Annotated in this window: 20 protein-coding genes; 10 read left to right on the forward strand and 10 right to left on the reverse strand. The window is 59.5% G+C overall.

The features are described from left to right. The first annotated feature begins 75 nt into the window (after positions 1-75). The 5 genes from EV679_RS14175 (at position 76) to EV679_RS14195 (ending at position 8,166) form a co-directional block, all read left to right on the forward strand. Complete coding sequence (locus EV679_RS14175) at positions 76-1,638, forward strand: class I SAM-dependent DNA methyltransferase (protein WP_130487562.1); 1,563 nt, start codon at positions 76-78, stop codon at positions 1,636-1,638. Continuing rightward, positions 1,628-2,959: a restriction endonuclease subunit S gene (locus EV679_RS14180; RefSeq protein WP_130487563.1), complete on the forward strand. Its 1,332-nt coding sequence runs from the start codon at positions 1,628-1,630 to the stop codon at positions 2,957-2,959. The genes EV679_RS14175 and EV679_RS14180 overlap by 11 nt, the downstream gene beginning before the upstream one ends. Continuing rightward, positions 2,956-6,174, forward strand: a complete 3,219-nt coding sequence (locus EV679_RS14185) for a type I restriction endonuclease subunit R (protein ID WP_130487564.1) — start codon at positions 2,956-2,958, stop codon at positions 6,172-6,174. Before EV679_RS14180 ends, EV679_RS14185 begins: the two co-directional genes overlap by 4 nt. Before the next feature lie 108 nt (positions 6,175-6,282). Beyond that, on the forward strand, positions 6,283-7,284 hold the full coding sequence (locus EV679_RS14190) for a restriction endonuclease (RefSeq protein WP_130487565.1): 1,002 nt from the start codon (positions 6,283-6,285) through the stop codon (positions 7,282-7,284). A 243-nt stretch (positions 7,285-7,527) separates the two neighbouring features. Beyond that, positions 7,528-8,166, forward strand: coding sequence for a hypothetical protein (locus EV679_RS14195; RefSeq protein WP_130487566.1), 639 nt, complete (start codon positions 7,528-7,530; stop codon positions 8,164-8,166). Between the two features lie 393 nt (positions 8,167-8,559). Here EV679_RS14195 and EV679_RS14200 read toward each other — a convergent pair whose 3' ends face one another. Beyond that, positions 8,560-9,036, reverse strand: a complete 477-nt coding sequence (locus EV679_RS14200; protein ID WP_130487567.1) for a hypothetical protein — start codon at positions 9,034-9,036, stop codon at positions 8,560-8,562. Positions 9,037-9,077: 41 nt separating this feature from the next. After that, positions 9,078-9,314, reverse strand: a complete 237-nt coding sequence (locus EV679_RS14205) for a hypothetical protein (protein WP_130487568.1) — start codon at positions 9,312-9,314, stop codon at positions 9,078-9,080. A gap of 225 nt (positions 9,315-9,539) precedes the next feature. On the opposite strand from EV679_RS14205, the gene trhA reads away from it, so the two are divergent. Continuing rightward, positions 9,540-10,208 carry a PAQR family membrane homeostasis protein TrhA gene (gene trhA / locus EV679_RS14210; protein WP_278043812.1) on the forward strand — a complete coding sequence of 223 codons (669 nt, stop codon included), beginning with the start codon at positions 9,540-9,542 and terminating at the stop codon, positions 10,206-10,208. A gap of 168 nt (positions 10,209-10,376) precedes the next feature. On the opposite strand, the gene EV679_RS14215 is transcribed toward trhA, so the two are convergent. The 7 genes from EV679_RS14215 to EV679_RS14245 form a co-directional block, all read right to left on the reverse strand. Next, positions 10,377-11,390: an MDR family oxidoreductase gene (locus EV679_RS14215; RefSeq protein ID WP_130487569.1), complete on the reverse strand. Its 1,014-nt coding sequence runs from the start codon at positions 11,388-11,390 to the stop codon at positions 10,377-10,379. A 383-nt stretch (positions 11,391-11,773) separates the two neighbouring features. After that, positions 11,774-12,631 carry an archaetidylserine decarboxylase gene (asd, locus tag EV679_RS14220; protein WP_207224940.1) on the reverse strand — a complete coding sequence of 286 codons (858 nt, stop codon included), beginning with the start codon at positions 12,629-12,631 and terminating at the stop codon, positions 11,774-11,776. Positions 12,632-12,798: 167 nt separating this feature from the next. Further along, positions 12,799-14,127 carry a branched-chain amino acid transport system II carrier protein gene (gene brnQ / locus EV679_RS14225; RefSeq protein WP_068371189.1) on the reverse strand — a complete coding sequence of 443 codons (1,329 nt, stop codon included), beginning with the start codon at positions 14,125-14,127 and terminating at the stop codon, positions 12,799-12,801. Positions 14,128-14,473: 346 nt separating this feature from the next. Next, a complete protein-coding gene (locus tag EV679_RS14230) occupies positions 14,474-15,403 on the reverse strand; it encodes an NAD(P)-dependent oxidoreductase (RefSeq protein ID WP_193755188.1) in 930 nt (309 codons plus the stop codon). Next, a complete protein-coding gene (ilvD, locus tag EV679_RS14235; protein ID WP_068371195.1) occupies positions 15,364-17,091 on the reverse strand; it encodes a dihydroxy-acid dehydratase in 1,728 nt (575 codons plus the stop codon). The genes EV679_RS14230 and ilvD overlap by 40 nt, the downstream gene beginning before the upstream one ends. A 26-nt stretch (positions 17,092-17,117) precedes the next feature. Then, the gene (locus EV679_RS14240; RefSeq protein ID WP_130487570.1) at positions 17,118-17,906 is read right to left on the reverse strand and encodes an SDR family NAD(P)-dependent oxidoreductase; all 789 of its coding nucleotides are present in this window, start codon (positions 17,904-17,906) and stop codon (positions 17,118-17,120) included. Then, positions 17,903-19,231 carry an MFS transporter gene (locus tag EV679_RS14245; protein WP_130487571.1) on the reverse strand — a complete coding sequence of 443 codons (1,329 nt, stop codon included), beginning with the start codon at positions 19,229-19,231 and terminating at the stop codon, positions 17,903-17,905. Before EV679_RS14245 ends, EV679_RS14240 begins: the two co-directional genes overlap by 4 nt. A gap of 278 nt (positions 19,232-19,509) precedes the next feature. On the opposite strand from EV679_RS14245, the gene EV679_RS14250 reads away from it, so the two are divergent. From EV679_RS14250 to EV679_RS14260, 3 genes are all read left to right on the forward strand, one after another. After that, on the forward strand, positions 19,510-20,466 hold the full coding sequence (locus EV679_RS14250; protein WP_130487572.1) for a LysR family transcriptional regulator: 957 nt from the start codon (positions 19,510-19,512) through the stop codon (positions 20,464-20,466). 191 nt (positions 20,467-20,657) lie between these two features. Then, positions 20,658-21,836 carry an SGNH/GDSL hydrolase family protein gene (locus EV679_RS14255; protein WP_130487573.1) on the forward strand — a complete coding sequence of 393 codons (1,179 nt, stop codon included), beginning with the start codon at positions 20,658-20,660 and terminating at the stop codon, positions 21,834-21,836. 77 nt (positions 21,837-21,913) lie between these two features. Next, positions 21,914-22,978 (forward strand): metallophosphoesterase, encoded by a 1,065-nt coding sequence (locus tag EV679_RS14260; protein WP_207224941.1) that lies wholly within the window; start codon positions 21,914-21,916, stop codon positions 22,976-22,978. A gap of 160 nt (positions 22,979-23,138) precedes the next feature. Here the strand turns inward: EV679_RS14260 and EV679_RS14265 are convergent, their stop codons facing one another. Next, positions 23,139-24,164, reverse strand: coding sequence for a TRAP transporter substrate-binding protein (locus EV679_RS14265; RefSeq protein ID WP_068371212.1), 1,026 nt, complete (start codon positions 24,162-24,164; stop codon positions 23,139-23,141). A 402-nt stretch (positions 24,165-24,566) separates the two neighbouring features. Here EV679_RS14265 and EV679_RS14270 point away from each other — a divergent pair, with 402 nt between their 5' ends. Beyond that, the gene (locus EV679_RS14270) at positions 24,567-26,264 is read left to right on the forward strand and encodes an alpha-keto acid decarboxylase family protein (protein WP_130487574.1); all 1,698 of its coding nucleotides are present in this window, start codon (positions 24,567-24,569) and stop codon (positions 26,262-26,264) included. Positions 26,265-26,290 lie beyond the last annotated feature (26 nt).

Consider the following 26,290-nt stretch of genomic DNA (forward strand, 5'->3'; position numbering starts at 1 on the left):
AACAAAAATCACTGAGAAACGTTTATGCTAACTACGATTCAGTAACATTAACTTTCATTAACTTGTAAGCCACGCATGATCCAAGACATCAAAAAAACCTTATGGGCTGCTGCTGACAAGCTGCGCGCCAATATGGATGCCGCAGAATACAAACATTTGGTTCTGGGCCTTATCTTCGTCAAATACATCTCGGACTCGTTTGCTGCGCATCGCGCTGAGCTGACGAAACGATTTGCCGACGAAAACAATGACTATTTCCTTCCCGATGCTGACGCAGAATTAATTGCGGCCGAGTTGGAAGAGCGTGATTACTACACGGCAGACAACGTTTTCTGGGTACCCGAAGCAGCGCGTTGGGAATCCTTACGTGCCGCGGCAAAACAACCCGACATCGGCAAGCGTATCGACGATGCCCTAACAGCGATTGAGGCCGAGAACCCTAAGCTCAAAGGCATTTTGGACAAGCGCTACGGCCGCGCTCAACTGCCTGACGGTAAGCTGGGCGAACTGGTGGACTTAGTTTCCACCATCGGCTTTGGTGGCGATGCCAACACCGCCCGCGACATTCTGGGCCAGGTCTACGAATACTTCCTCGGCCAATTCGCCAGCGCCGAAGGCAAGAAAGGCGGTCAGTTCTATACGCCAGCCAGCATCGTCAAAACCCTCGTCGCCGTCCTGGCCCCGCATAAAGGCCAGGTCTACGACCCCTGCTGCGGCTCTGGCGGCATGTTCGTGCAATCCGAGAAATTCATCGAAGCCCATGGCGGCAAAATTGGCGACGTCTCCATCTACGGCCAGGAATCCAACCCCACCACCTGGCGACTGGCGGCGATGAACCTGGCGATTCGCGGCATTGACTTCAACCTGGGCAAAGAGCCGGCAGATACCTTCACCCGCAATCAACACCCCGACCTGCGCGCCGACTTCATCCTCGCCAACCCGCCATTCAATATCAGCGACTGGTGGCACGGCAGCCTGGAGGGCGACGTTCGCTGGGAGTACGGCGACCCACCGCAAGGCAACGCAAACTACGCGTGGTTGCAGCACATGCTGCACCACCTCAAACCCACCGGCCGCGCTGGCATTGTGCTGGCGAACGGCTCCATGAGCTCCAGCCAGAACAACGAAGGCGTGATCCGCGCGGCGATGGTCGACGCGGATGTGGTGGAAGTCATGGTGGCCCTACCCGGTCAGTTGTTCTTCAACACGCAGATTCCCGCCTGCTTATGGTTCCTCGCCAAGCAGAAAAAGCGCAAAGGCGAAATTCTATTCATCGACGCCCGCAAACTGGGCAAGATGATTTCCCGCGTGCAAGCGGAACTGGATGACGAGGCTATTAAGCGCATCGCAGAAACCGTTGCGGCTTGGCGAGGTGAAGTGGAAGACGGCGTAAGCATCACCGAATATCAAGATATCCCCGGCTTTTGCCGCAGCGTGACGCTTGCCGAAATTGCTGAACATGGGCATGTACTCACCCCGGGTCGCTATGTTGGTGCAGAAGAAATCGAAGATGATGATGAAGCCTTTGCCGAAAAGATGCAAAAGCTGACTGAAAAGCTGGGTGAGCAAATGGCGAAAGGTGCTGAGCTAGATGCGTTGATTCGGCAGAAACTGGGGGGGCTAGGGTATGAGTTCTGAATGGTCTAAATCATATTTTCTGAATGATCTTTGTCTAAAAATTACAGATGGAGCACACCAAAGTCCTAAGTCAGTCCTAAAGGGAAAACCTATGGCGTCTGTAAAGGACATGACCTCATCCGGTATCGACTTATCAAATGCCAGACGTATATCACCAAAAGACTTTGAGAGTCTCGTAGCTCAAGGCTGTCAACCACAAATAGGTGACGTACTAATCGCCAAAGACGGAAACTCTGCATTAGACACAGTTTGCTGTTTGAATGAGCCCTTAGATGCGGTGTTACTTTCATCCGTAGCTATACTTCGTCCTAATCCAGAACTTTTATACCCGCTATTCCTCAAGTATTACCTGTCATCACAGGACGTAATTTCATACTTAAAAAGCAACTTCATTTCCGGAGCAGCAATTCCACGCGTTGTCTTACGGGATTTTAAAAAAGCCAGAATAAATCTTCCCAGCTTAGCGTCGCAAAAAGCAATAGCTAAAACCCTCAAAACTCTCGACGACCGCATCACCCTCCTACGCGAAACCAACAAAACCCTTGAATCCATCGCCCAAGCGTTCTTCAAGTCTTGGTTCGTGGATTTCAACCCCGTGCGTGCCAAGATGGAAGGCCGTCAGCCGGAAGGCATGGACGAAGCCACCGCTGCGCTGTTTCCGGATTCGTTTGAAGAATCGGAGTTGGGGTTGGTGCCGAAGGGGTGGACAACCACAACCATTCAAAACGTTTGTGAAATCATCACTAACGGGTCCACACCTAGCAGAGCCAATAGTGAATACTGGGAAAATGGCGATATCCCCTGGATCAAAACGGGTGAATTAGCGGACGGATTTCTTATTTCATCTGGCGAAAAAATTACGGGGAAAGCATTATCTAAAACATCCGTAAAACTGCTTCCCGAGAATTCTATTCTTATGGCGATATATGCGGCCCCCACTGTTGGCCGTCTTGGGGTTTTAACTCAACCGTCAACATTCAATCAGGCTTGCACTGGCCTGATTCCTAAAAATGATATCGGCACATGGTTCTTATTTTGGACACTTTTCTTCGGGCGAGAATGGTTTAACTCCCGCGCAAATGGAGCAGCGCAGCAGAATATTTCAAAGAAAATTGTCGAAGGTTACAAAATTGTTTTACCACCCAAACGCCATCTTTCTAAGTTCGACGATATTGCATCTCAGGTACATAAAAAAATCAGAGCCAATGCTGAAAATATAAGCATCCTCAGCAGGCTACGAGACACCCTCCTCCCACGCCTTATCTCCGGCCAACTCCGCCTTCCAGAAGTCCAAGAACAGACTGAGAACGCTTTGACATGACTGAAGACCAACTCGAACAGGAAGCGTTAGGCTGGCTGGCAAAAACAGGCTATACGCTGCGGAGCGGCCCAGACATTGCGCACGACGGCGCTGATCCGCAACGCAGTGGCTATACCCAAGTCATCTTGTCTGCGCGACTACAGGCAGCGATGACTAAGCTGAACCCAGGTATCCCAGCAGCGGCGCTGGATGATGCGATTCAGCAAGTCGAACACCTAGACACCCCTGTTCAGTTGGTCGCGAATCGCGCCTTTCATAAGTTGCTCGTCAACGGCGTGCCGGTGCAATATCAAAAGGATGGCGAAACAAGAGGCGATTTGGTGCGCTTGGTCGATTGGAGCAATCCGCAGAACAACGAGTTCTGGGCTGTCAGCCAATTCACCATCAAAGGCCCGCACCATACCCGCCGACCCGACATCGTGCTGTTCGTCAATGGTTTGCCTCTGGTGTTGATGGAGCTGAAAAATTCCGTTAACGAAAACGCCGACATCTGGAAAGCCTACGACCAGATTCAAACCTATAAAGCCCAAGTCCCGGACATCTTCGACTACAACGAGATTTTGGTGATTTCTGACGGCAGCGAGGCCCGTTTTGGATCGTTGTCGGCAAATTCCGAACGTTTCATGCAGTGGCGCACGATTGATGGCGTGACGCTAGACCCTTTAGGTCAGTTCAACGAACTGGAAACCCTGATACGTGGCCTGCTTGCACCGCACTACCTGTTGGACTACCTGCGCTACTTCGTTTTGTTTGAAGACGACGGCAAGCTCATCAAGAAAATTGCGGGCTATCACCAGTTTCATGCCGTGCGCTTCGCTATTGAAGAAGTCGTGCGTGCCTCACGTCCAGATGCGCAACACGAAAAGCGTGGCAAAGGCGGCGTGGTGTGGCACACGCAGGGCAGCGGTAAAAGTATCACCATGACCTGCTTTGCGGCACGAGTGATGCAAGAACCCGCCTTGCAAAACCCGACCATCGTGGTGATTACCGATCGTAATGACTTGGATGGACAGTTGTTCGGCGTGTTCAGTCTGTCGCAAGATCTGCTGCGAGAACAGCCTGTCCAGGCCACGACGCGTCAGCAATTGCGCGCCTTGCTAAGCAATCGCCCATCTGGCGGTATCGTGTTTGCCACGATTCAGAAATTCATGCCGGGTGAAGATGAAGATATTTTTCCCGAGCTCTCAGATCGCAGCAATATTGTGGTGATTGCAGACGAGGCACACCGGACCCAGTACGGTTTCGAAGCCAAGCTAAAGACGCGAAAGCGCAACGCCGACAGACCGAGCGCGTATCACCTGACACCGGATGGCGTCCCTAGCTCGGCCCTCGCCGTTGAGTTCTCCGGTGCAGAGTACCAAACCAAGTATCAGGCGGGTTACGCACAACACCTGCGCGACGCCTTACCCAACGCAACGTTTGTGGCCTTTACCGGTACGCCAGTCAGCAGCACCGACCGCGATACGCGATCAGTGTTTGGCGACTATATCCATATCTATGACATGCAGCAGGCCAAGGAAGACGGTGCTACGGTCGCCATTCTTTATGAGTCACGCCTGGCGAAACTCAAACTCAGAGAAGCCGATCTGGAGGCTATTGACGAGGAAGTCGACGAGCTTGCTGAGGACGAAGAGGAAAATACACAGGCACGGCTAAAGTCAAAATGGGCTGCACTGGAAAAGGTAGTCGGTGCCGAGCCTCGCATTGCCAGTGTTGCGGCCGACTTAGTGGACCACTTTGAAGAACGCAACAAAGCGCAAGACGGCAAGGCGATGGTCGTCGGGATGAGTCGCGATATTTGCGTACACTTGTACAACGAAATCGTGAAGCTGCGTCCAGACTGGCACGATGACGACCCGGAAAAAGGTGCTATTAAAGTCATCATGACGGGTAGCGCTAGTGACAAGGCCTTGCTGCAACCTCACATCTACAGCAGTCAGGTTAAAAAACGGCTGGAGAAGCGCTTTAAAGACCCTGCAGACCCATTAAAAATGGTCATTGTGCGGGACATGTGGCTGACGGGTTTTGATGCGCCTTGCGTGCATACGATGTACATCGACAAGCCGATGAAGGGCCATAACCTGATGCAGGCCATCGCCCGCGTAAACCGTGTATTCCGCGACAAACAAGGCGGCCTCGTTGTGGACTACATCGGTATCGGCAACGAACTCAAAGCCGCGATGAAGGAATACACCGCCAGCAATGGCCGTGGCAAACCGACTGTCGATGCACATGAAGCCTTGGCCGTTATGCTAGAGAAACTCGATGTGCTGCGCGCCATGTTGCACGGATATGACTACTCAGGCTTCAAAACCGGTGGTCACAAAACGCTGGCCGGTGCAGCGAACCACATCCTCTCCCTACGCCCTCCTTCGGGTCAAAAAGACGGCAAACTCGACTGTAAAAAACGCTTTGCCGATGCCGCCCTGGCCCTGAGCAAAGCGTTTTCACTGTGCTGCACACTGGATGAAGCCAAGGCATTACGCGATGAGGTTGCCTTCATGCAGGCGGTGAAAGTCATCCTCACCAAGCGAGACATCAGCACTCAGAAGAAAACAGACGAGCAACGCGAAGTCGCCATCCGGCAGATCATTAGCCAGGCAGTCGTCAGTGAGCACGTCGTCGACATCTTTGATGCAGTCGGGTTAGAGAAGCCCAACATTGGTTTGCTGGATGACGAGTTTCTGGCACAGGTCCGCAACCTACCCGAGCGCAACCTCGCCGTGGAACTGCTAGAGCGATTACTGGAAGGCGAGATCAAAAGCAAATTCGCCAGCAACATCGTGCAGCAAAAGAAGTTTTCCGAGCTACTCAGCGGTGTGATCACGCGCTACCAGAATCGCAGCATTGAAACGGCTCAGGTGATGGAAGAGCTGGTGGAAATGGCCAAAAAATTCAGGGAAGCCGCTGGCCGTGGAGAAGAGCTAGGCCTGAGTGAAGACGAAATCCGCTTCTACGATGCGCTGGCAACCAACGAATCGGCAGTGCTGGAGCTGACGGACGAAACGCTGAAAAAAATCGCTCATGAACTGACCGAAAACCTGCGTAAGAACATCACCGTGGATTGGTCCAAGCGCGAGAGTGTACGTGCCAGCCTACGACTGATGGTGCGGCGGATATTGCGCAAGTACAAGTATCCACCTGATATGGCTGATGCGGCTGTGGAGCTAGTGTTGCAGCAGGCGGAGGTGCTGGGTGAGCAATGGAGTCAGTAAGAAAAACGCGCAAGAATGCATGTAAGCCATAAAGCCAATGGCCTGCTTCTGTCACTCGTCTTGTAGACGTCGCAATCATACGTAAGCACCAAAGAGGTGAGTAGCAATATGAAAACCATGTGGATGATTCGAGGGGACGCTGGGCGCCTCTATGACGAATTTCGCGATAAGGGTGTCGCTGCTATCGGATGGCGTCAAATTGCCGCGCAAGCCAAACCAGGGGTTTCCAGACAAGCCTTAACCCAAGCGTACCTAGCAGCAGAACCCGGAATCAAAGAAGGCACCGCTATTTCAGGTGCCTCGCAAGTTTTCCGTTTTGTAAATGAAGTAAAAGAAGGCGACGCTGTTGTCACGTACTCGCCAGCGACACGCACATACTTGGTGGGAAAATTCACGAGCATCGCCCGGCACGATCCCGCCGATGCGGAACACGGTATGGCGCTAATACGTACCGTCGAGTGGAATACGGTAGAGGTTGATCGGGACCTGCTCAGCGCGGCTAGCAAAAATAGCCTTGGCTCTACCCTCACGGTTTTCAAGGTTCCCGACTTTGCACGCGAGGAGCTTCTGGCATTGGTGTCGGGAAAACCGGGCAAGATAACACCCGTACTGGAAAAACTTGCTGACGAGCAGCTTGACGATCCACTAAAAGGCCTTAGCGACATTGCTTTCGAGCGGATCAAGGACCAGATCAACCGCTTGGATTGGGATGAGATGCAAGAGCTCGTCGCTGGCTTACTGCGGGCAATGGGCTACAAAACCAACGTCTCTCCCGCTGGTTCAGACCGAGGCAAAGATATTCTCGCGTCGCCTGACGGCTTCGGGTTTCAACAGCCCCGTATCGTCGTCGAGGTAAAACATCGGGATGGCCGCATTTCCAGTCACCAAATTCGAAGCTTCCTGGGTGGTCGCCATAAAGATGACCGAGGCCTTTATGTCAGCACCGGAGGCTTCACAAAAGACGCCCTGTACGAAGCCGACCGAGCTAACGTGCCGCTCACGCTTTGGACGCTAGAAGAGCTTGCTAGAACGCTCATGGCTAACTATCAGGAAACGGATACGATCACTAAGCAATTAGTCCCACTGAAGTATTTTTATGTGCCGGCGTAGATGAAACTGGTAGCGGGACTGACTGCTGCGAATTTAGACAGCATATCGGGCTGAGTTAGGTCAGAAGCGGCCCTTCGGCCATTAATCTTCTTTATCCACTAAAAATCGAGATCAAAATTTCTAGACGTCTCCAAATATGACGACAGGTTGTTTTTCTGTAGGTCGGCAAGCGACTAGAATACCTGGCAAACTAAGCATGCTTGTTGAATATCCACTGAATTTAGTTGGACCGATTAAGAACCCATGAAAATTATCGAGCAACTGATCGAGCTTCGCCGAGATATTCTAGACGCCATCGGCACTGTCGTAGATGCCGACGGCGGTATGTATTGGGACACGACTCGACCTAATTCAACTACTCGTGCCGTTCTCAACGGCTTACTCGATAAGCACCTTCTGCTGGCCGAGAAATTCGGAATCTACGTTGTCACGCGCCATTGCTCGTGCCCTAATCCAATACACAATGGCTATGTAATTTCAAAAGGTCGTCATGGCATCAAGAAAATGGGTGATCCATCCTTCATCTGGACAGGAGATCAGCTCTTTCAGGGCGATAGGCTATCTACCTGCCCTTGCTCTTCGCACGCAAAGCCGACAAAGCACTGGGTAATTGATGAGATCGTAGTTCGTAAGCATGGTGCGACTAAGCGACACAATGTCCTTGTCAACGCAGTCTCCGACCTAGAGCAGGCCATTGAGAACTCGGGTGATAATAAGCCTAGGTCTGCGATTCGTGAGTATCTGCTCCGTGCGGTGCTTCAACTCAATGACGGGATCCTGCATCAAACCGTTGATGAGTACATCGCCTCTAGATCACTCTCAGCTGGCAAACGACCAAACGATGTGACTTCCCCCGAGGTAAAGCGCTCCCCGCTGTACTAGGCAGTACCCAAAACCTAAATAATCGGTACAGTACAGGTACACACATCAGTTTTCACCAATTTCGCCAAAATGCGCTAACCCACTGATTCACAATTACTTTTACCTACTAAAACCTACGCCCAGCTTCGTCACACTGCCCTACACAAACACTGTAAACCGCCAACTCAAAATCCCCCGCCGCAAGGCATGTCGGTTCGATTCCGGCCAAGGGCACCAAGATTTTTAAAAGCTGCCGAGTTCATGCCTTCGGGCTTTAGCGTTTGACCGTCCAACTTATGGGGGTCAGTTCAAAACGGCGGAGCCGGTTTTTTTCGTTTTTACTGTATCAAAGCTGCCATCTACGATGCTACATGTGACTACGCCTACATCCGGCTTCGTCCCAGTCCCCCTCAATCAAACAACCCCGCCCCCTTCCCCCATCAATACCTGCTCCAACAGCCCATCCAAACTTTCCGCCACTTCGGTCACTTCCTCGAATTCCGGTTCTGCGCCATGTACGACGCGGCCGGCGATTCGGGCCAGGGCCAGGAATTGGTAATCGCCGTTGACGCTCATGAATATCGGTATGTGGTGTTTCCAGAAGGATTCAGCTGCCTGCCGGTCTGCTTCGCTGATGGCGGATTCCAGGCTGATGTCACGCAAAACGTCCGGGCCGAAGGCGCTGTCGGATGTTCCCGCGTAGTCGGCGGCACACAGGAACCAGCAGGTGTCGTCCTGGTTGTGCAGTTGTTCAAAGCAAGAGAGAAATGCCGCATGGGCGGTGTTGCCTGCCAGTGATGGCAGGCTTGCGGGCATATTGCCTGTAGGAGGATGGATAACCCAGCCGCGTGCGGCCAGGTGATCCTGGAATCGTTGGTGCAGCGTTTCCATAGGCACCCCGTTTTGTACGACGGGAAGCCGGTCTGACCAAGCTACGCCGTCCGATTGGGCCGTTTGTACTGGCTCAGCGCCTGCCTGCCATTTTCAGTCAGGACGGCAATGCGTGGCGCCGGAAAAGGCGATTGGGCCGATGTTTTCTGGTAGGTGGCCTCAATGAGGCCCAGCGCTTGCAGGCGGTCGAAGATGGCCTGTTTTTTGTGCCAGGGGGTCTGGCGCAAGCGTACGGCTTCAAGCGCGTTCCAGATGCTTTCGTTTCCTACCTGTGCCATGAAGGCATTCGCCAGATGAGGCATACATCCCCCCTTTCAAGAGCGGCCACGCCATCGCAGCAAATCAGGAATCCGATGGACACGGCCTGTAGCCTTTAACTATGGCCTCTTGTTCCCGTCTTGTCCATGCCTAAGTTGCAACCGTTGCGGTTGCATTTGTGCCTGCCATGGGGCAAGCCAATATTGGGGCATCAAAAGCGGTATGACTTGGGCCAGCGCCATCAAATGTTCATCACCGCGTGTTCTACTGACCCTTTCCCCTGGAATGAGAATCACGTGTACTACGGTGAAAGATTCAATAGTTTGAGTCATCTGTCCGGGTTGCTGCTCGCCGTCGCCGGCGCAGTATGGCTGCTGGCGGGCACCATCCACTCCGGTGACGGATTCCATATTGCGGGCGCCATCATTTTCTCGGTTGCGGTCATTACCTTGTATGCCGCGTCAACGCTGTATCACAGTACCCGCACTTCCCCGCTCAAGCAGATGTGGGAACGCTGGGACCATTGTTCGATTTATCTGCTGATTGCCGGTACGGTGACACCGCTGGTGCTCCGGCAGAGCATGGATTGGAGCGCCTGGCTGGCACTGGCGGTTATCTGGGCCCTGGCGGTATTCGGCATTTTCTGCGAAGTGCGCTCCAACCAGGGCAAGGCGCCTTCGGTGTGGCTGTATATCGGCCTGGGCTGGGCCGGCGTTCTGTCTGTGCTGCTGGACTGGAACCAGCTCAGCCAGACGTCACTGCTGCTGTTGATGGCAGGCGCGCTGCTCTATACCGCCGGCACGGTGTTCTACCGCAATACGTCGAATCGCAGGCATGCCCATGGTTTCTGGCATCTGTTCGTGGTCGGCGGCACCTCGTGCCATTTTCTGTCAATTTCTGCCCACCTGCTTTGATCGCCAGGTTGCTCAGCCTATGCACCTTGGGTCTTCGCGTTTCTGATGTCACTTCCGGACCAAGAAACGCCAGGTGCACCGAATGCAACGAAGATGCCCTGTTTAGTGGGGCAGACGGTTGTCCTCTGATCCGGCTGTTTCCGCAAATTTGCCGCCCACAGGCCGGACTCAGTCCACTGCCCCGCCCGCATTCACGTCTACCAGCACCCTGCCCTGCAGTTCGCCATCAAGCATCTGCGTGCATGCCTCGGCGACGCCATCCAAGGACACCGTCCTGGCCGTAATGCCTTCCAGCTTTTCCAGAGGAAGGTCCTGCGCCACGCGCTGCCAGGTTTCGATGCGGTTGGCGGTTGGCTGCATGACGGAATCCACCCCCAGCAGGCTGACATTGCGCAGGATGAACGGCATGACAGTGGTGGGCAGATCCGCACCGCCAGCAAGCCCACAAGCAGCGACCACACCGCCATAGTGCATTTCTGCCAGTACCCGGGCCAACACACCGGAACCGACGGTATCTATCGCCGCAGCCCAGCGCTGCCCTTCCAATGGCCGCGGCACTTCAGCCCATTGAGGCCCGTCGGCAAACTCCGCCGCACCCAAGGCCCGTACATAGTCCTGTTTGGCTGGATGGCGGGTCAGCGCCGTGACGGCGTATCCCAGCTTATGCAGAATGGCGGTCGCCACGCTGCCTACGCCACCCGAAGCGCCGGTGACCAGAACTGTGCCACTCTCCGGGCGGATACCAGCTTTTTCCAGCGCATTGACACACAGCATGGCGGTAAAACCGGCAGTGCCCACCATCATCGCCTGGCGCGTGCTCAAGCCTGCGGGCAGGGGCACCAGCCAACCGCTTTTGACACGCTGATACTGCGCGTAGCCGCCCCAGTATTTCTCGCCGACGCTCCAGCCCGTCAGCACGACTTTCATGCCGGGCCGAAAAGCCGGATTGGAGGATTCGACGACTTCACCGGCAAGGTCGATACCGGGCACCAATGGCCAGGTGCGGACAATCTTGCCACGCCCGGTGACAGCCAGCGCATCCTTGAAATTGATGGTCGAGTATTCCACTTTGACCAGGGTGTCCTCGGCCGGCAGCGCCGCCAGATCAAGCGTTTCGACAGCAGCCTGGGTACGGCCGCCCTTTTCCCTGAGAACCATGGCACGAAAATGTTCAACGGACATATTGACTCCTTGATGGCCCCATGCCGAAGGCATATGCATACTGCCGTGGATGCTCGGCTTGCCCCGCTATCATCACGCGGCCTGGAAAACGACCGATCTCTGGTGCAAGCATTTAGTGCCGGCTCATGTTCGACTAAACGATCTGCCAACTATATTGAGTGCAGCACAAGGGATCAAGTACTGAAACTCAAGGAAAGAAATGGTGCACCCAGCCCATACCGTTTCAACAAGATGCCCGATCACTGGTTGTTAAACGGTAGTACAGCCTCAATCACACGGGCAAAGGCGCACAAAAAAGGCGCCTGAACGGCGCCTTGGACGTTTGTGCAACCCATGCCGGCACAGCCATCAGGCCGCGCCGGGCAGGTGCTGGCACGCGGTATTCAGTGCACGTCCGCCATCGCTTCGCCCAGGCGGATGGCGCTGCCTTCCTGCCAGGCAGGGTTGAAGCGCCAGTCCCCCGGCGGCAGCAGGGCCACGACGGTGGAACCCAACTGGAAACGGCCCATTTCCTGGCCCTGCAGGAACTCGCTGGCCTCGGGCTGGCCCGCGCCGCCATACAACCATTGGCGCGCCTCGCGGCGCCGGGGCGGCGTGACCAGGCCGTGCCAGGTGGTGGCGATGCTGCCCACGATGGCAGCGCCCACCAGCACCAGGACAAACACGCCATATTGCGGATGTTCGAACCAGCACACCAGGCGTTCGTTGCGCGCAAACAAACCTGGCACGCCTTCCACCACAACCGGGTTAACGGAGAACAGTTCGCCCGGAATATGGCGCATGCCCAGCAGCTTGCCGGCACAGGGCATGTGGATGCGGTGATAGTCGCGCGGGCTGAGATACAGCGTGGCGAAGTGCCCGTCGCGAAATGGCGCGGCCTGGGCAGCATCACCCAGCAGGGCTGCCGCCGTGAACTCTTGCCCCTTGGCCTGGATCAACCGGCCTTCCCGCATCGGGCCGAACTGGCTGACCTTGCCATCCACCGGACAGATCCAGTCCGCCTGGGCCAGCGGCCTGGCGTCGGCTTTCAGTTCACGGGTAAAGAATTCATTGAAACTTCCATAGCCAGCCGGGTCCTGCATGACGGCTTCACTCAGATTGACCTGGTACTTGCGGACAAATGAGCGGATCAGGTACTGGGCCAGCCAGGGGGTACGGCAGTCGGCCATGCAGCCGGCGAAGCGGGTCAACAGGTGCTTGGGCGCCAGATGCTGAAGCAGGATCGAGGGTTTGATAGGCATGAAAGACTGGGGGGTCCGCGCATGGCGGAAAACTCGGAAGCCGGCAGAATACCTTGTTCCGCTGCGCAGATGGAAGAACATCCGTACAGATGGCTAGAATTGCCGGTCTGAAAGGCTGGCAATACAGGCCATGAACTGGCCCGGCGGCACTTTGCCGGGCGCAGGAATCAGGCTTGCGGCTGCCCATCTGCCGCTACCTGGCGGCGCCCCAGGATAGCGTCCACGACACTGGCAATCACCAGCACCAGCACCACCGGCAGCAGCCAGTCCAGGCCTTGTTCGGCCAGCGGCAAGGTGAGCAGCCAGCCCGGCAGCCAGGCTCCCAGGCCGGCGCCATGCAGGGCATGCAGGCCACCGAACAGCAGCGCGACAGCCATCGCCGGAGCAATCGCCCGGCCTGGGGCATGCCAGAATTTCCAGCAGAAGCTCAACGCCACCATCACGATGCAGGGAGGGTAGATCGCCCCCAGGACCGGTTCGGATAATTGGATAAGCTTTGTCAGGCCAAGATTGGACACCAGCAGGCCAAAGCCCGTCAGCAGGAATACCAGGTGACGGTAGGAAATCGGCAGGACCTTGCTGAAATACTCCGCGCAGGCGCAGGTCAGGCCAACGGCAGTGACCAGGCAGGCCAGGAACATCAGCACCGCGAAGAAAGCGCTGCCGACATCCCCGAAGACGGTTTGAACATAGGCGTGCAACACGGCCGCGCCATTGGTGGCGCCCACCGCAATTTCATGGCTGCTTGCCCCCAGGCGGAAAAGACTGATGTAGACCAGCGCCAGGCCGACCCCGGCAAACAGTCCGGCGATGATGGCGTAGCGGGTGATGAGGCGCAATGAATCCACGCCTTTGGAGCGTATGGCATTGACGATGACAATACCGAACACCAGCGCCGCCAGGGTGTCCATGGTGAGATAACCGTTGATGAAGCCCTGTGCAAACGGTGCCGCCTGATAAGCCGGGGTAGCGTCGCCAACCGTACCCTGGGGCAGCAGGAAGGCGGCCACGCCCAGCACCGTAAGCGCCAGGATTTTCAAGGGCGCAAGAAAACGCCCCACGGTATCGAGCAGGCGGCCCGGATACAGCGACACGGCCAGCACCACCATGAAGTACAGCAGGGTATAGATGAACAACACCAATGGCGTATCACCGACAAGCGGCGCCACGCCAGCCTCGAATGAAGCCGTTGCCGTTCGCGGCGTGGCAAACAGCGGGCCAACCAGCAAATAGCAGGCCGCAGCAAGTATGCCGCCAGCCGTGCGCCCGATGGGGCCGCTCAGCGCATCCATGGGGCCGCCCACGCGCGCCAGCGCGACGATGGTCATGACCGGCAAGCCCACAGCCGTGACCAGGAACCCAAGGGCGGCCACCCAGACGCTGGGGCCGGCCTGCAGGCCGATAATGGGGGGAAAGATGATGTTGCCAGCCCCGACAAACAGGGCGAAGGTCATGAAACTGAGTGCCAGGATATCCTGGCTTTTCAAGGATGCCATCGTAGGTATTGCCGCGGGCTGCGCGGACGGTCAGAAATTTTTGCCACCTCAGACAGAGGCACGGCAACCATCCGGACAATCCGCCCCAGACATGCACCCGTCCATCTCCGGCAATTCAGGCCGGCCGGCCTGAGGTGTGCCGGGTGGCCCGCCAGGCAACTGGCGGAGACACCTCACCAAGGATGTTTCCCCGGCTGGTACGGCGCCACGGAATCGGCAATCCGCCAGCCTGGAAGGTTTGCAAATGTAGCACAGCCGGCATCACGCCCTTTCCGCATGGCAGCGAAAAAGACGATGCCGGATGAACGGCAAGCCCCGCATCGGCGGGCGCGGCACACGCGGAGTGTCAGGCGTTCTGGGTGCTTTCCGCCAGGCCGATGCGAAACACCTGCGACAGGTCGGCCTCCGCCAGTCCCTGGCTGACGGCCGCCTGCAGCAGGCTGCGCACCTGCGGCAGGATCCGCTGCACCGTGCCGCTGGATTGCGCCAGCTCTGCAATGGCATCCAGGTCCTTGAGCATGACGCGCACGGTGCCCGATGCTGCCTGCGGCGGCGCCACCATGCGCGGCCAGAGCGTCTGCAGCAGCACGGAGTCGGCCCAGCCGCCTTGCAGCGCGGACGGCACGGCAGCCGTGTCCATGCCGTTGCGGCTGGCCAGTACGAAGGCCTCGGCCATGCCTGCCAGGGTCGTCGCCACGATAGCCTGGTTTGCCAGCTTGGCGGTTTGCCCGGCCCCTACGTCGCCCATGCGCGTCACACGGGCGGCAAATGCACGCAATACCGGCGTGACGGCAGCAATGTCCTCGGCCGTGCCGCCTGCCATGATGGCCAGTGTGCCGGCAGCAGCCCCTGCCGTGCCGCCGGAGACGGGCGCATCCACCCAGGCGCGCCCGGTTGCGTGACGCCAGCGCTGGGCCAGCTGGCGCGTCAGGGCTGGCGCCAGCGTCGAATGATCCACCAGATAGGCAGGCGCGACGGCGGCATGCGCCAGCCCGTCTGAGCCAAACACCACGTTGTCCACCGCCTGGCCATCCCCCAGGCATAGCAGCACCATATCTACCTGGGCGGCCATCGCCTGCGGCGTGTCGCAGGCCATCGCACCGGCAGCCAGCAGGGCATCCAGCTTGTCTGCCGAGCGATTCCACACGTGCACCTCATGCCCGGCGGCCAGCAGCCGCTGCGCCATGGGCTCGCCCATGCGGCCGATGCCGCAAAACCCGACTTTCACCGTTCCCGTCACCGTTGGTCTCCTGGATGTTCCGCCTCGTAAGGCCATTCGACTGCACCGGAATGCGTCACCGCGCCCAGTTTGGCTGGCCGCACCAGCGCTTCATATTTTTCCAGCACACCGCCAAGATGGCCCCGCACAAACGGCTGCGCGACACGCGCCCGCTCGGCCATTTCGGCCTCATCGAGCTCAACGTCCAGCTTGCCACGAATCGCGTCGATGTGGATACGGTCACCGTCGCGCAACAGTCGGATGGGGCCGCCAGCCGCTGCTTCAGGGCCCACATAGCCAATGCACATGCCCCGCGTCGCGCCGGAGAACCGCCCATCCGTCAGCAGCGCCACTTTCTCGCCCATGCCTTGACCATAGATCGCCGCCGTCACACTTAACATCTCGCGCATGCCCGGGCCGCCCTTGGGGCCTTCATTGCGTATCACCAGCACATCGCCTTCGCGATAGTCCTGCGTGGACACTGCCGTCATACAGTCTTCTTCGTTTTCGAAAACGCGCGCGGTTCCCGAGAACACCAGTTGCTTCAGGCCCGCCGTCTTGAGCGCCGCGCCATCCGGCGCAAGATTGCCGCGCAGCACCACCAGGCCTGCATTGGGCGACAGGGGCTGGTCGTGCGGCCGCACCACCCGGCCGTCCGGCCCGGGAAATGCCTTCAGTGCTTCTGCCAGGGTTTCGCCGCTTTGCGTCAGCGTATCGCCATGGATATGCCCGCCCGCCAGCAAGGCATTGAGCACCGCCGGCACGCCGCCGACGTGATGCAGGTCCACCGCCAGATAACGCCCGCCAGGCTGCATGTCGCCAATGAGCGGCGTGCGCGCCAGCACCTCGGAGACATCATCAAGCGTAAAGCGTATGCCGGCCTCATGCGCGATGGCGGGAATGTGCAGCATGGCATTGGTGGAACCGCCGGTCGCGGCCACCGCCGCACAGGCATTTTCCAGGCTTTTGCGGGTGACCAGATCACGCGGCAGCGGCCCCCCCTGGCGCAAGGCGCGCATGACGCTTTCCCCAGCGCGGCGCGCCACGGCAATGCGTTCGCTGTAGGCTGCCGGCACGGTGGCCGAGCCCAGCGGCGCCAGCCCCAGCACCTCGGCCACCATTGCCATGGTATTGGCAGTGAACTGGCCGGGGCACGAGCCTGCCGTCGGCGTGCAACGCTTTTCGATCTCGCGCAAGGTCTGCAGCGGCATGTCTCCCCGCTGGGCGGTGCCAACCGCTTCGATGGCCGTCAGGATGGTGGCCTGGTTGCCGTCCGGCCCCACGCCGGGCAACATCGCACCACCGAAGAGAAAGACCCCGGGCACATTGACCCGCACCATCCCCATCAGGATGCCGGGCAGGGTCTTGTCACAGCCGGCCACGCCAACCAGCGCGTCGTAGCAATGCGCGCGCACGAAAATCTCCACGCTGTCGGCGATGGTTTCACGCGACACCAGCGAGAAGCGCATGCCGGAGTGGTTCATGGAGGTACCGTCCGACACCGAGATCGCCGACCCACGGATAGGCACCCCACCGCCGGCAGCCACCCCCAGACGGACGTTGTCCGAGATCTGGTTGAGCGACATCGAGCATGGCGTGTTTTCGCCAAAGGTATCGACGATGGCGACGAACGGCTTGTCGATGGCCGCATCATCCAGGCCGGTGGCACGCAGGAAGGCGCGATGCGGCGTGCGGGTGATGCCCTCGGTCACGGTCCGGGAGCGATGTTTGTGAAGATCCGTCATGGCAATTCCTTTTCTGAAAATACGCTTCAGGTGTTGAGCAGCAGCCCGTTTTCGATCGCCAGCACCTGCCCGGTCATGGCGGGCGTGCGGGCAGCGATGAACCAGGCCAGCTCGGCGATTTCATCTGGCTGGGAAACCCGCCCCAGCGGGGAGTTCGCCCGCATGCCCTGCACGATGCCGGCATAGGCGTCTTCACCCAGCACGCGGCGCAACAGGCCGTCATCCACCATGCCGGGGGCCAGCGCATTCACCCGCACCTGCGGCGCCAGCGTGCGCGCCAGCGACAGCGTGAGCGCATTGACCGCCCCCTTGGACGCCGCATAGGCGATGGACGAGCCCGTGCCGTTGAGCGACGCCAGAGAGGAAATATTGATGACAGCCGCCGTATGACCATTGCTGCCATCGCCGCCGCTACGCCGCAACAGCGGCGCAGCGGCGCGCGTCATCTGGAACATGCCGATCAGGTTGACGCGATAGACCCGCTCGAACTCGGCAGCGTCCAGCCCTTCCAGGTCGTCATGCGGCACGACTTTGGTCGTGCCCGCGTTATTGACCAGGGCATCCAGCCGGTGCCAGGCATCGTCCACGGCTGCCACCAGACGCCGGCAATCCGCGTCGTCGCCGATATCGGCATCCACGACCAGGACCGGCACGCCCAGTTCCCGGCACTGCTGCGCGACGGCCTGGGCAGCCGGGCGAGTGCTGTCATCAAAGTTATTGATGGCAACCGCCCAGCCTTCGCGGGCAAAGCGCAGCGCCGTGGCGGCACCGATACCCGTGGCCGCGCCGGTCACGAGGCAAACAGGAAAGCTCATTTTTTACTCCGTTGTTTTCTGAGCGACAGCGCAATGACGGCGCCTGCAACCAAGGCACATGCAAGCACGATCATGCCCGGCAGCAACTGGCCTGTCCTGTCCTTGATGAAACCGATCACATAGGGGCTGACAAACCCTGCGAGGTTGCCGGTGGAATTGATCAGGGCAATGGCTGCGGCCGCCCCTGCGCCCCCCATCATGGCCGTGGGAATACCCCAGAACACCGGCGCGATGGAGTTGATCCCGATGGCGGCCACGACCAGGGCCGCCATCGACAACCAAAGGTGATCTACCAGCAGCACCGAGGAGAGCATGCCCGCCGCGCCCAGCACGCAACAAATGGCGACGTGAATGCGGCGGTCGTTGCTGCGATCGGCGTGCCGCGCGATCAGCACCATGGCGACGGCGCTGATGACCGACGGCACCGCAGACAGCAGGCCGATGTTGCCGATATTCGCGACCCCTGCCGACTGGATGACGGTGGGCACCCAGAACACCAGCCCGTAGTTGCCCATGGCGATGCAGAAATAAAGCAGCCCAAGCAGCCAGACCTTGCTGTTGCGGAACACCTGGCGCACGCTGTGATGCGCACGGGTGCTGTCATCGGCTGCCAGGTCTTCCTTGAGCAGGCGCTTTTCTTCCGCACTGAGCCATTTCACATTCGCGATGCTGTCCTGCAGGATGAAGAACGCCGCGATGCCCACCACCAGGGAAGCCAGGCCTTCGATCAGGAACAGCCACTGCCAGCCGGCCATGCCGTGCAGGCCGCCGAACTGCTGCATGATCCAACCCGAAACCGGGCCGCCAATGGCGCCCGACACCGGGATGGCCACCATGAACAGCGCAATGATCTGCGAACGGCGGCTGGACGGAAACCAGGTGGCCAGGTACAGGACGATGCCGGGAAAGAAGCCGGCTTCGGCCACGCCCAGCAGAAAGCGCAACACATAAAAGGAAACGGGGCCCTGTGTGAACAGGGTCAGGCAGGAAATGACCGACCAGGTCACCATGATGCGGGCGATCCAGACCCGTGCGCCGACCCGGTGCAGGATCAGGTTGCTGGGCACTTCGAAAATGAAGTAGCCGATGAAAAACATGCCCGCGCCCAGCCCGTAGATGGTTTCGGACATGGACAGGTCTGCCAGCATTTCCAGCTTGGCAAAACTCACGTTGACGCGGTCTATGTAGGCCACGATGAACGCCAGGAACAGGAAGGGAATGATGTGCCAGGTCAGCTTGCGGTACAACGCGTCCCGCTGCGCCTGCGACACAGGAACGGCGGAACCGCCATGCGGCTGCCCGCCACGGCCAATAGAGGTGCTCATGCGTATGTCTCCAAAACGCGTGCCGTCCGGCACGTCTAGTTATCTGGCAGTCACATCTCGGCATCCGGTTATGTGCCGTGCTGCAGGCCTTTCCTGGAAAGAAGCCCATCCGGTCCCTGAACAGGCATGAAACCTGGCGCCAATACGGTGCTGCCGATGGGAAGAGTAAAGTCGCACCCGGGCTGCGGCAAATCACGTTTCAAGCAACAGGAATAACCATATGGTTATGATTGACCTGGCATCCCGAAAAAAAACAGCGAAAACACAGGAGACATCCCATGCCAGCAAGCAGCGATTCCATGGAACGCTTCTTCCGCAGCGGCCTGAAGCTCGGCCACCTGCGCATCCTGGTGGCCCTGAGCGAGCTCGGGCAGGTCACGCGCGTCGCATCGGCTTTCCATGTCACACAACCCGCCATTTCCAAGCAGATAGCAGAGATGGAAACTGCCCTGGGCGCGCCCATCCTGCAACGCTCGGGCAACGCCATCGAACTGACTGGCATTGGCCGGGTGCTGGTGGAGCACGGCCGCGAGATCCTGCGGCAACTGGAACTGGCGCGCCGCGACGTCAGCGCACTGACGGCCGGCACGGCCGGGCACGTACGCTTTGGTTCTGTCGTCACCATCCCCCAGCCACTGATCGCCCATGCGGTTGAACTTTTCACCCGGCGCGCGCCCACGGCCTCCTTCTCCTTTGTCGAGGCGACACTGGACCGGCTCCTGAAAATGATGGACGAAGCCAATCTCGACCTGGCGCTGGGGCGCAACCGGGTCACGGACCGTCTGCCGGTCGTGCGCAGCGAAGTCCTGCACCATGAACCCTTCGTCTTTGTCGTGGGCACCCGTCACCCGCTGGGTGAACCAGATACGCCCGTGTCCTGGCGCAACCTGGACAACGTCCGCTGGATCACGCCCATGAAAGGCTCGCCCGCCTTTGCCACCATGGTGGAAATCCTGGCCGAACAGGGCGTGACATTGCAGCACCCTGCGATCGAATCCAGTTCGCTGGCGCTGAACCTGACGCTGCTGCGCGGTGGCGATTTCGTCTCCATCCTGCCGCTGTCGCTGGCACGCCGCCATGTGCAGCGCGGCAACATGCGCATGCTGCCGCTGCCGCCGCTCGCGCCGCTGGGCCAAGCCGTGCTCTATTGGCGCGAAGACACGCTGACGCCGGCCGCCCAGCTTTTCATGGAATGCCTGCGTGAGTCTTCCGCCGAGCTGATCGACACCCCCTGATGCCGGCGCCGGCCATGCGACCGAGAATCCCCCTTTCCAGTGATTCCCGCCTGCCGGTATTCGGCGTTCAATCACCTTTGCCTTGGATACGTCAGGACAGATAAAGCTTCAGCCCTGGATGCTCGCCTGGCGGCATTCCGGTGTTTCCTGCGTGGCCGTTTCCAACCAGAAGAAGACAAAGGAAGCCTCGTATGACCTCCCGTACAGAATCCCTGCATTCCATCCATACACTGGCGCTGACGGCCATTTGCTCGGTCCTGCTTGGCGCCTGTGGCGGCAGCAGCAATAGCGACGAACAGCCAGCACCGGTTGCGACATCATCCGTCACGGTAATCGGCGACAGCCTGTCCGATATCGGCACCTTCGGCATCCGCCATACGGTGCAATCCACCAGCGGCGTCCCCTACCCGCTCTGGACCGACCTGCTGACGCGCGCTACCGAAGCCCCTGAACCCTGCAGCTACTATCTGGCAAGTTCCGCCAGCAGCTTCAACCAGCGTGCCGGCTGCACCAACTACGCTGTCGCGGGCGGACGCATACAGGCTCCGGATGCCGCGCAACCCACCAGCATCCTGTTGCAGATGCAGCATGCCCGGCAGGCGGCAGGCGCGGCAGGCTTCGGCGCGCAGGACCTGCTGCTGCTGGACGGCGGCGGCAATGACGCTGCCGACCTGATCGAAGCCTATATCGCGCTGTTGTTGTCAGCCGCCACGCAGCAAACCCCTGATGTCGCGTCCTATGCTGCCTTCCTGCAGAACGTGCTGGGCGAAACCGCAACCTGGGCACTGCTGCAATCCGGCGAACATGGTGCAGAAGCTGCCGCGCAGGCCTACATGCAGGCGCTGGCCGAACGCTTCGCCGCCGCTATCCAGGAACAATTGCTGGATGCCGGTGCCCAGCGCATTGCGGTCCTGAATATTCCGGACGTTACCCGCACCCCTCGCTTCCAGCCCTTGCTGCAGCTCCTGACGCTCGCCGCCGGGCCGGAAGCGGCCGCGCAAGCACAACAGTTGCTGCAAGGATGGCTGACGGCCTTCAACGCCCAGCTCGACAGCGCCTTCGCCAGCCATCCGCATGTCGTCGTGGTCGATGCCTTTGCACAACTGGGAATGTGGGCGGAGGACGCCAGCCGCTTCGGCTTCACCAACGCCAGGGATGCCATCTGCCCGGAAGCCAGCCCGGCCACCCCGCTGCCGTCCTATGACATCACGCAGTGCACGGATAGCTACCTGGACGCCCATGCCCCCGCCGGGGCTGCAACCGGTTGGTGGCAGGCGTACGCCTTTGCCGACGGTTTCCACCCCACGCCCAAAGGCCATGCCGTGATGGCCCAGGCCGTCGCGGAAGCCATGCAAGCCAAGGGCTGGTGATCGCCCCGGCAAGGCCGGCGCGCGGGCAGTTGCCTTGCAATGGTCATCTTTCTCAAGCCGGCGGCGGCTGGAGCGAGGTGCATACCCTGCCCCCCTTCCCGCGCGACAAATTCCGCTTCTGCCACTTTGGCGACCAGGCGGTACGCGACTCCAGCCGACGCGTCATGGACAGCGTGCGGCAGCAGAACCCGGATTTCTTCCTGGTCGCGGGCGATCTTTCCTATGCCAATGGCGACCAGCCAGTCTGGGACCGCTATTTCGACATGCTGGAACCCTATACCGCCAGGCTGCCCATGATGACCTGTCCCGGCAACCACGAAGCCAAGGACGGCCGTGGCCAGGGCTACCGCACCCGTTTCAGCCAGCCCGGCGAAGGCACTTACTTCACCTGGGACGTGCATCGTGTCCACTTCCTGTTCAGCACGGGCGGTTCGCTGCTGCGCGACCTGTCCACCACCAAGGAATTGATGGAAGAACTCGATTTCATGGAAAAAGACCTGGCCGACGCCTACCAGCGCCGCCAGAATGGCGAGATCGACTTCATCGTGCTGGTGCAGCACTATCCGCTCTGGACCAACACCGAAGGCCGCAGCCCGGCCAATTTCTCGCTCGTGGCGCTGGAAGAAAAGATGCTGCTGCGCTATGAGGTCGACCTGGTGCTGGCCGGCCACGACCACCTTTACGAACGCTCGCATCCGACCATGCGCGGCAAACCGGCCGAGGGCGGCTACATCCAGGTCACGCAGGGCGGCGGCGGCAAGTCCCTGTACTCGCTGATTGCCAAGCCTGCAGCCTGGGCCGCGGTTTCCCGCGTCTGCCACGGCTATACGGTGCTGGATGTCGAGGGCCGCACCTTGCGTGCCCGCAGCTACGCCGTCAGCGACAGCGACGGCAATCTGTTCGAGCCCGATGCCGACCAGCTGATAGACAGTTTCGAGATCCCCGCCCGGGTACCGGCCGCCAGTGCACGTAGTGCGGTCGCAGGCAGCGCGGCCGCGGACGCCAAGGCGCTGCTGCCCCTGCGCAAGGCCAGGCGCCTGGAGGACATGGAGATAGACCTGCACGCCATGCTGCTGCACACCATCCAGCGCAACCGTGACCACGACCTGCACGAAGAAGGCCTGGAACACGACGAGGACTAGGCCGGACGATAGGCCGGAACCTGCCGCCATGCACACGGCGACGGGTTCCTCAGCGATAAAAAAACCGGCCCCAGGGAGTATTTCCCCTGGGGCCGGTGCCATTTCACCGGTTGCTGCCAGCAACTGCCATTGACTGGCAGCAGTGGCGCGGCTGCCTTGCTTACTGTGCCGGCGTACTCAGATTCCGGGCCGCTTCCAGCAGTTCAGCCGCATTGATACCGCGGCGCGTCGCGTCCTTGACCCAATCGTCCGACACGCTCGCGGCGGCCTGTTGCAGCGCGGCGTAGTCTTCCGGTGCGATGTCGACCAGGCTGCCCGGTGCCGATGCCGCCTTGGCATCACGCGTGAACTTGTCCCAGGCCACACCGAAACGCTGCACCAGCGCGTCGCCGCTGTTGCGGTCGAGGATCTCGCGCAGGTCAGCCGGCATCTGGTCGTACTTGCGCTTGTTCATCACCATCGCCAGGATCGTATGGCTGATGGCAGGATCACCTTCGGCAATGGCGCTGTGGTACTGCGTCACTTCATCCAGCTTGGTCGAGGGCACCACTTCCCACGACGCCAGCGCGCCATCCACCACGCCCTTGGAAATGGCTTCCGTCATTTGGGCCGGCGGCATGCTCACTGGTGCAGCGCCCCAGGCTTCCAGGATATTGGCGCCAACGCGATGCGAGGCCCGCACCTTCTTGCCTTTGATATCTTCCAGCTTGCGCACCGGCTGGTTACGCATGTGCAGGTCCATGCCGCCGCCAGTGAACATGGCCAGCACTTCATAGGCCTTGTACTCGTCCTTGAGGTGGTCGTTGTAGAACTGCCAGATCAGCTTGTTGCTGGCTTCATTCCCCGTGGGCAGGATGAAGGGCAGTTCCAGCACTTCGGTACGCGGGAACTTGCCGGTGGAGAAGCCCGGCCCCATCCAGACGATATCAGCCACGCCGTTGCGTGCCTGGTCCGGCAGGGTGGCCGCCGTGCCGCCCAGTTGCAGCGACGGATAGATCTGGCATTTGATCCGGCCATTCGATTCCGCACCCAGCTGTTCGCACCAGGGTTCGATGACGTTGACCTGTGCATTCGAATTCGAAGGCAGGAAGTGCGCAATTTTCAGGGTGACATCCTGCGCCTGAACCGGCGCGGCCGCAATGAACGTCACGGCGCAAACACCGGCTGCCTTGCTGAGTAGTTTCATGACTGCTGTCTCCAGATAGTGGTTCGCTACGACGCGCTGTGCCACTGTTCCAAACAAAAGTGTGCGCCGCAGCATAACGCTGTTGATAATAAGTTACTAGTGAAATAGCCGCCCGGACATCGGTTGAAGCACCGCCACGCACCAGGCAGGCGGCGGTTTTCCGGCTATCGGCAAGCATTGCGCCGGGCCTCCCCGCCCCTGTCGCAACGCTTCCCTCAATTCACACCATTACTGCACGCACAACCAATAATACGCAGTTATGCCGCAATGCAACCAATTTATAAGACCGATTATTGCACAACAGCGTGTTTTGATGCTTATAATCTGCGCATACCAGGAGACAGACGCCTGGACGGCCCGCCTGCCTGCGCAGGGCTTTACTCAGAACAACAAGGACTATCCATGCAAACCACCGTCGGAGACTTCCTGATTCGCCGCCTACGTGAACTTGGCATCGAACATATGTTCGGTGTGCCGGGCGACTACAACCTGCAATTTCTCGACCAGCTGCAAAATGACGGCAGCGTGGAATTCGTCGGCTGCTGCAATGAACTCAACGCAGCTTATGCTGCTGATGGGTATGCGCGCCTGCGCGGCGTCTCTGCGCTACTGACGACCTACGGCGTCGGCGACCTGAGCGCGATCTGTGGCATTGCCGGCGCGGCCACGGAACACATCCCGATGGTGTGCATCACCGGCGCGCCGCCGCTACATGCGATGCGCCGCAACCTGGCGCTGCATCACACGCTGGCCGAAGGCAATTACGACGATGTGATGATCTGCCTGCAGCAGTTCACGGTTGCCCAGGCCCGCCTGACGCCGGAAAACGCCGTCATCGAAATTGACCGCGTACTGACGGCCTGCATGATGGAAAAGAAGCCGGTCTATCTGCAATTGCCGTCCGATGTGTCCCACGTCGTCATCGACGCGCCCGCCGCCCCGCTGCAGCCGCGCGCGAAGAATGACGAGGCGCGCCTGGAAGCGGCGGTCCGCCATATCCTGACGATCTGGAACGAAGCCCAGCAACCGGCCATCCTGGTAGATATGGATGCGGACCGCTACGGCTATGCCGGCGCCCTGCTGGACTTCGCCACGGCCACTGGCACGCCTTATGCGGCCCTGGGTAGCGGCAAGGCGGTTCTGCCCGAAACCCATCCGCTTTCGCGCGGCCTGTACGGCGGCCGCAACTCGGCCCCCGCCACGCGCGAACTGATCGAAAATTCGGATTGTCTGCTGTATGTATCGCCCCGCTTCATCGAGGGCAATTCCGGCCTGTTCACGGCGCAGCTGCCCAGCAAGGGCGCCATCCGCCTGTTCGGCCACTCGGTCGAAATCGAAGGAACGGCCTATTACGCCGTCGAGCCGCGCGACCTGCTGCAGGCCCTGAAGGCCGCCCTGGCCAATTCGCCAGCTGCCGTGCCTGAAGGCCAGGCGCCGCGCCTGGCTGCGCCCAGCCCCGCCACGGATGCCCCGCTGAGCCAGGCCCGCCTGTGGCCACGCATTGCGCGCTTCGTGCGCGCCGGCGACGTGGTGGTCGCCGAGGCCGGCACGTCGAACATCGGCCTGATGCCGCAATCGCTGCCTGAACAGGTCAGCTATATCAATGCCAGCATCTGGGGCGCCATCGGCCACACCCTGCCTGCCATGCTCGGCACCTGCATGGCCGCGCCGGAACGACGCCACCTGCTGTTCATCGGCGATGGTTCCTTCCAACTGACGGCACAGGAACTGTCCACGCTGCTGCGCTACGAACAGAAGCCCATCATTTTCCTGGTGAACAACCGGGGCTATACGATCGAACGCTTCATCCTGGGCATGCGCGACGCCTACAACGATGTCGCCAACTGGGACTACCAGGCATTGCCCGGCGTTTTCGCAGGCCAGGACAAATACCTTACCCTGTCGGCACGCACGGAAACCGAACTGGAGCAGGTATTGCAACAGGCCGAACACACCGACGGCCGCCTGGTGTTCGTGGAACTGCACCTGGACCCCTTCGACGCGCCCGAAGGCCTGAAGAAGTTCGGCCCGGCCACCGCCGAATTCGACTACGGCCCGCTGGGCCCGCAACGCCAACCGCAAACTGCGGTCACGGCCTGAGCATCCTGCAGCAGCGCGCTTGCGCT

Source organism: Kerstersia gyiorum (assembly GCF_004216755.1).
In the GTDB taxonomy this organism is placed as follows: domain Bacteria; phylum Pseudomonadota; class Gammaproteobacteria; order Burkholderiales; family Burkholderiaceae_B; genus Kerstersia; species Kerstersia gyiorum.

What these genes read in the sequence shown, in the direction of transcription:
- EV679_RS14190 (WP_130487565.1), top strand. Translation starts at nt 6,283, where the DNA reads ATGAAAACCATGTGGATGATTCGAGGGGACGCTGGGCGCCTCTATGAC.
- EV679_RS14230 (WP_193755188.1), bottom strand. Translation starts at nt 15,403, where the DNA reads ATGGCCTTACGAGGCGGAACATCCAGGAGACCAACGGTGACGGGAACG.
- EV679_RS14180 (WP_130487563.1), top strand. Translation starts at nt 1,628, where the DNA reads ATGAGTTCTGAATGGTCTAAATCATATTTTCTGAATGATCTTTGTCTA.
- EV679_RS14255 (WP_130487573.1), top strand. Translation starts at nt 20,658, where the DNA reads ATGACCTCCCGTACAGAATCCCTGCATTCCATCCATACACTGGCGCTG.
- EV679_RS14200 (WP_130487567.1), bottom strand. Translation starts at nt 9,036, where the DNA reads ATGGAAACGCTGCACCAACGATTCCAGGATCACCTGGCCGCACGCGGC.
- EV679_RS14185 (WP_130487564.1), top strand. Translation starts at nt 2,956, where the DNA reads ATGACTGAAGACCAACTCGAACAGGAAGCGTTAGGCTGGCTGGCAAAA.
- EV679_RS14175 (WP_130487562.1), top strand. Translation starts at nt 76, where the DNA reads ATGATCCAAGACATCAAAAAAACCTTATGGGCTGCTGCTGACAAGCTG.
- EV679_RS14195 (WP_130487566.1), top strand. Translation starts at nt 7,528, where the DNA reads ATGAAAATTATCGAGCAACTGATCGAGCTTCGCCGAGATATTCTAGAC.
- EV679_RS14265 (WP_068371212.1), bottom strand. Translation starts at nt 24,164, where the DNA reads ATGAAACTACTCAGCAAGGCAGCCGGTGTTTGCGCCGTGACGTTCATT.
- brnQ (WP_068371189.1), bottom strand. Translation starts at nt 14,127, where the DNA reads ATGGCATCCTTGAAAAGCCAGGATATCCTGGCACTCAGTTTCATGACC.
- EV679_RS14205 (WP_130487568.1), bottom strand. Translation starts at nt 9,314, where the DNA reads ATGGCACAGGTAGGAAACGAAAGCATCTGGAACGCGCTTGAAGCCGTA.
- EV679_RS14240 (WP_130487570.1), bottom strand. Translation starts at nt 17,906, where the DNA reads ATGAGCTTTCCTGTTTGCCTCGTGACCGGCGCGGCCACGGGTATCGGT.
- EV679_RS14245 (WP_130487571.1), bottom strand. Translation starts at nt 19,231, where the DNA reads ATGAGCACCTCTATTGGCCGTGGCGGGCAGCCGCATGGCGGTTCCGCC.
- EV679_RS14250 (WP_130487572.1), top strand. Translation starts at nt 19,510, where the DNA reads ATGCCAGCAAGCAGCGATTCCATGGAACGCTTCTTCCGCAGCGGCCTG.
- EV679_RS14215 (WP_130487569.1), bottom strand. Translation starts at nt 11,390, where the DNA reads ATGTCCGTTGAACATTTTCGTGCCATGGTTCTCAGGGAAAAGGGCGGC.
- EV679_RS14270 (WP_130487574.1), top strand. Translation starts at nt 24,567, where the DNA reads ATGCAAACCACCGTCGGAGACTTCCTGATTCGCCGCCTACGTGAACTT.
- trhA (WP_278043812.1), top strand. Translation starts at nt 9,540, where the DNA reads ATGTTCATCACCGCGTGTTCTACTGACCCTTTCCCCTGGAATGAGAAT.
- ilvD (WP_068371195.1), bottom strand. Translation starts at nt 17,091, where the DNA reads ATGACGGATCTTCACAAACATCGCTCCCGGACCGTGACCGAGGGCATC.
- asd (WP_207224940.1), bottom strand. Translation starts at nt 12,631, where the DNA reads ATGCCTATCAAACCCTCGATCCTGCTTCAGCATCTGGCGCCCAAGCAC.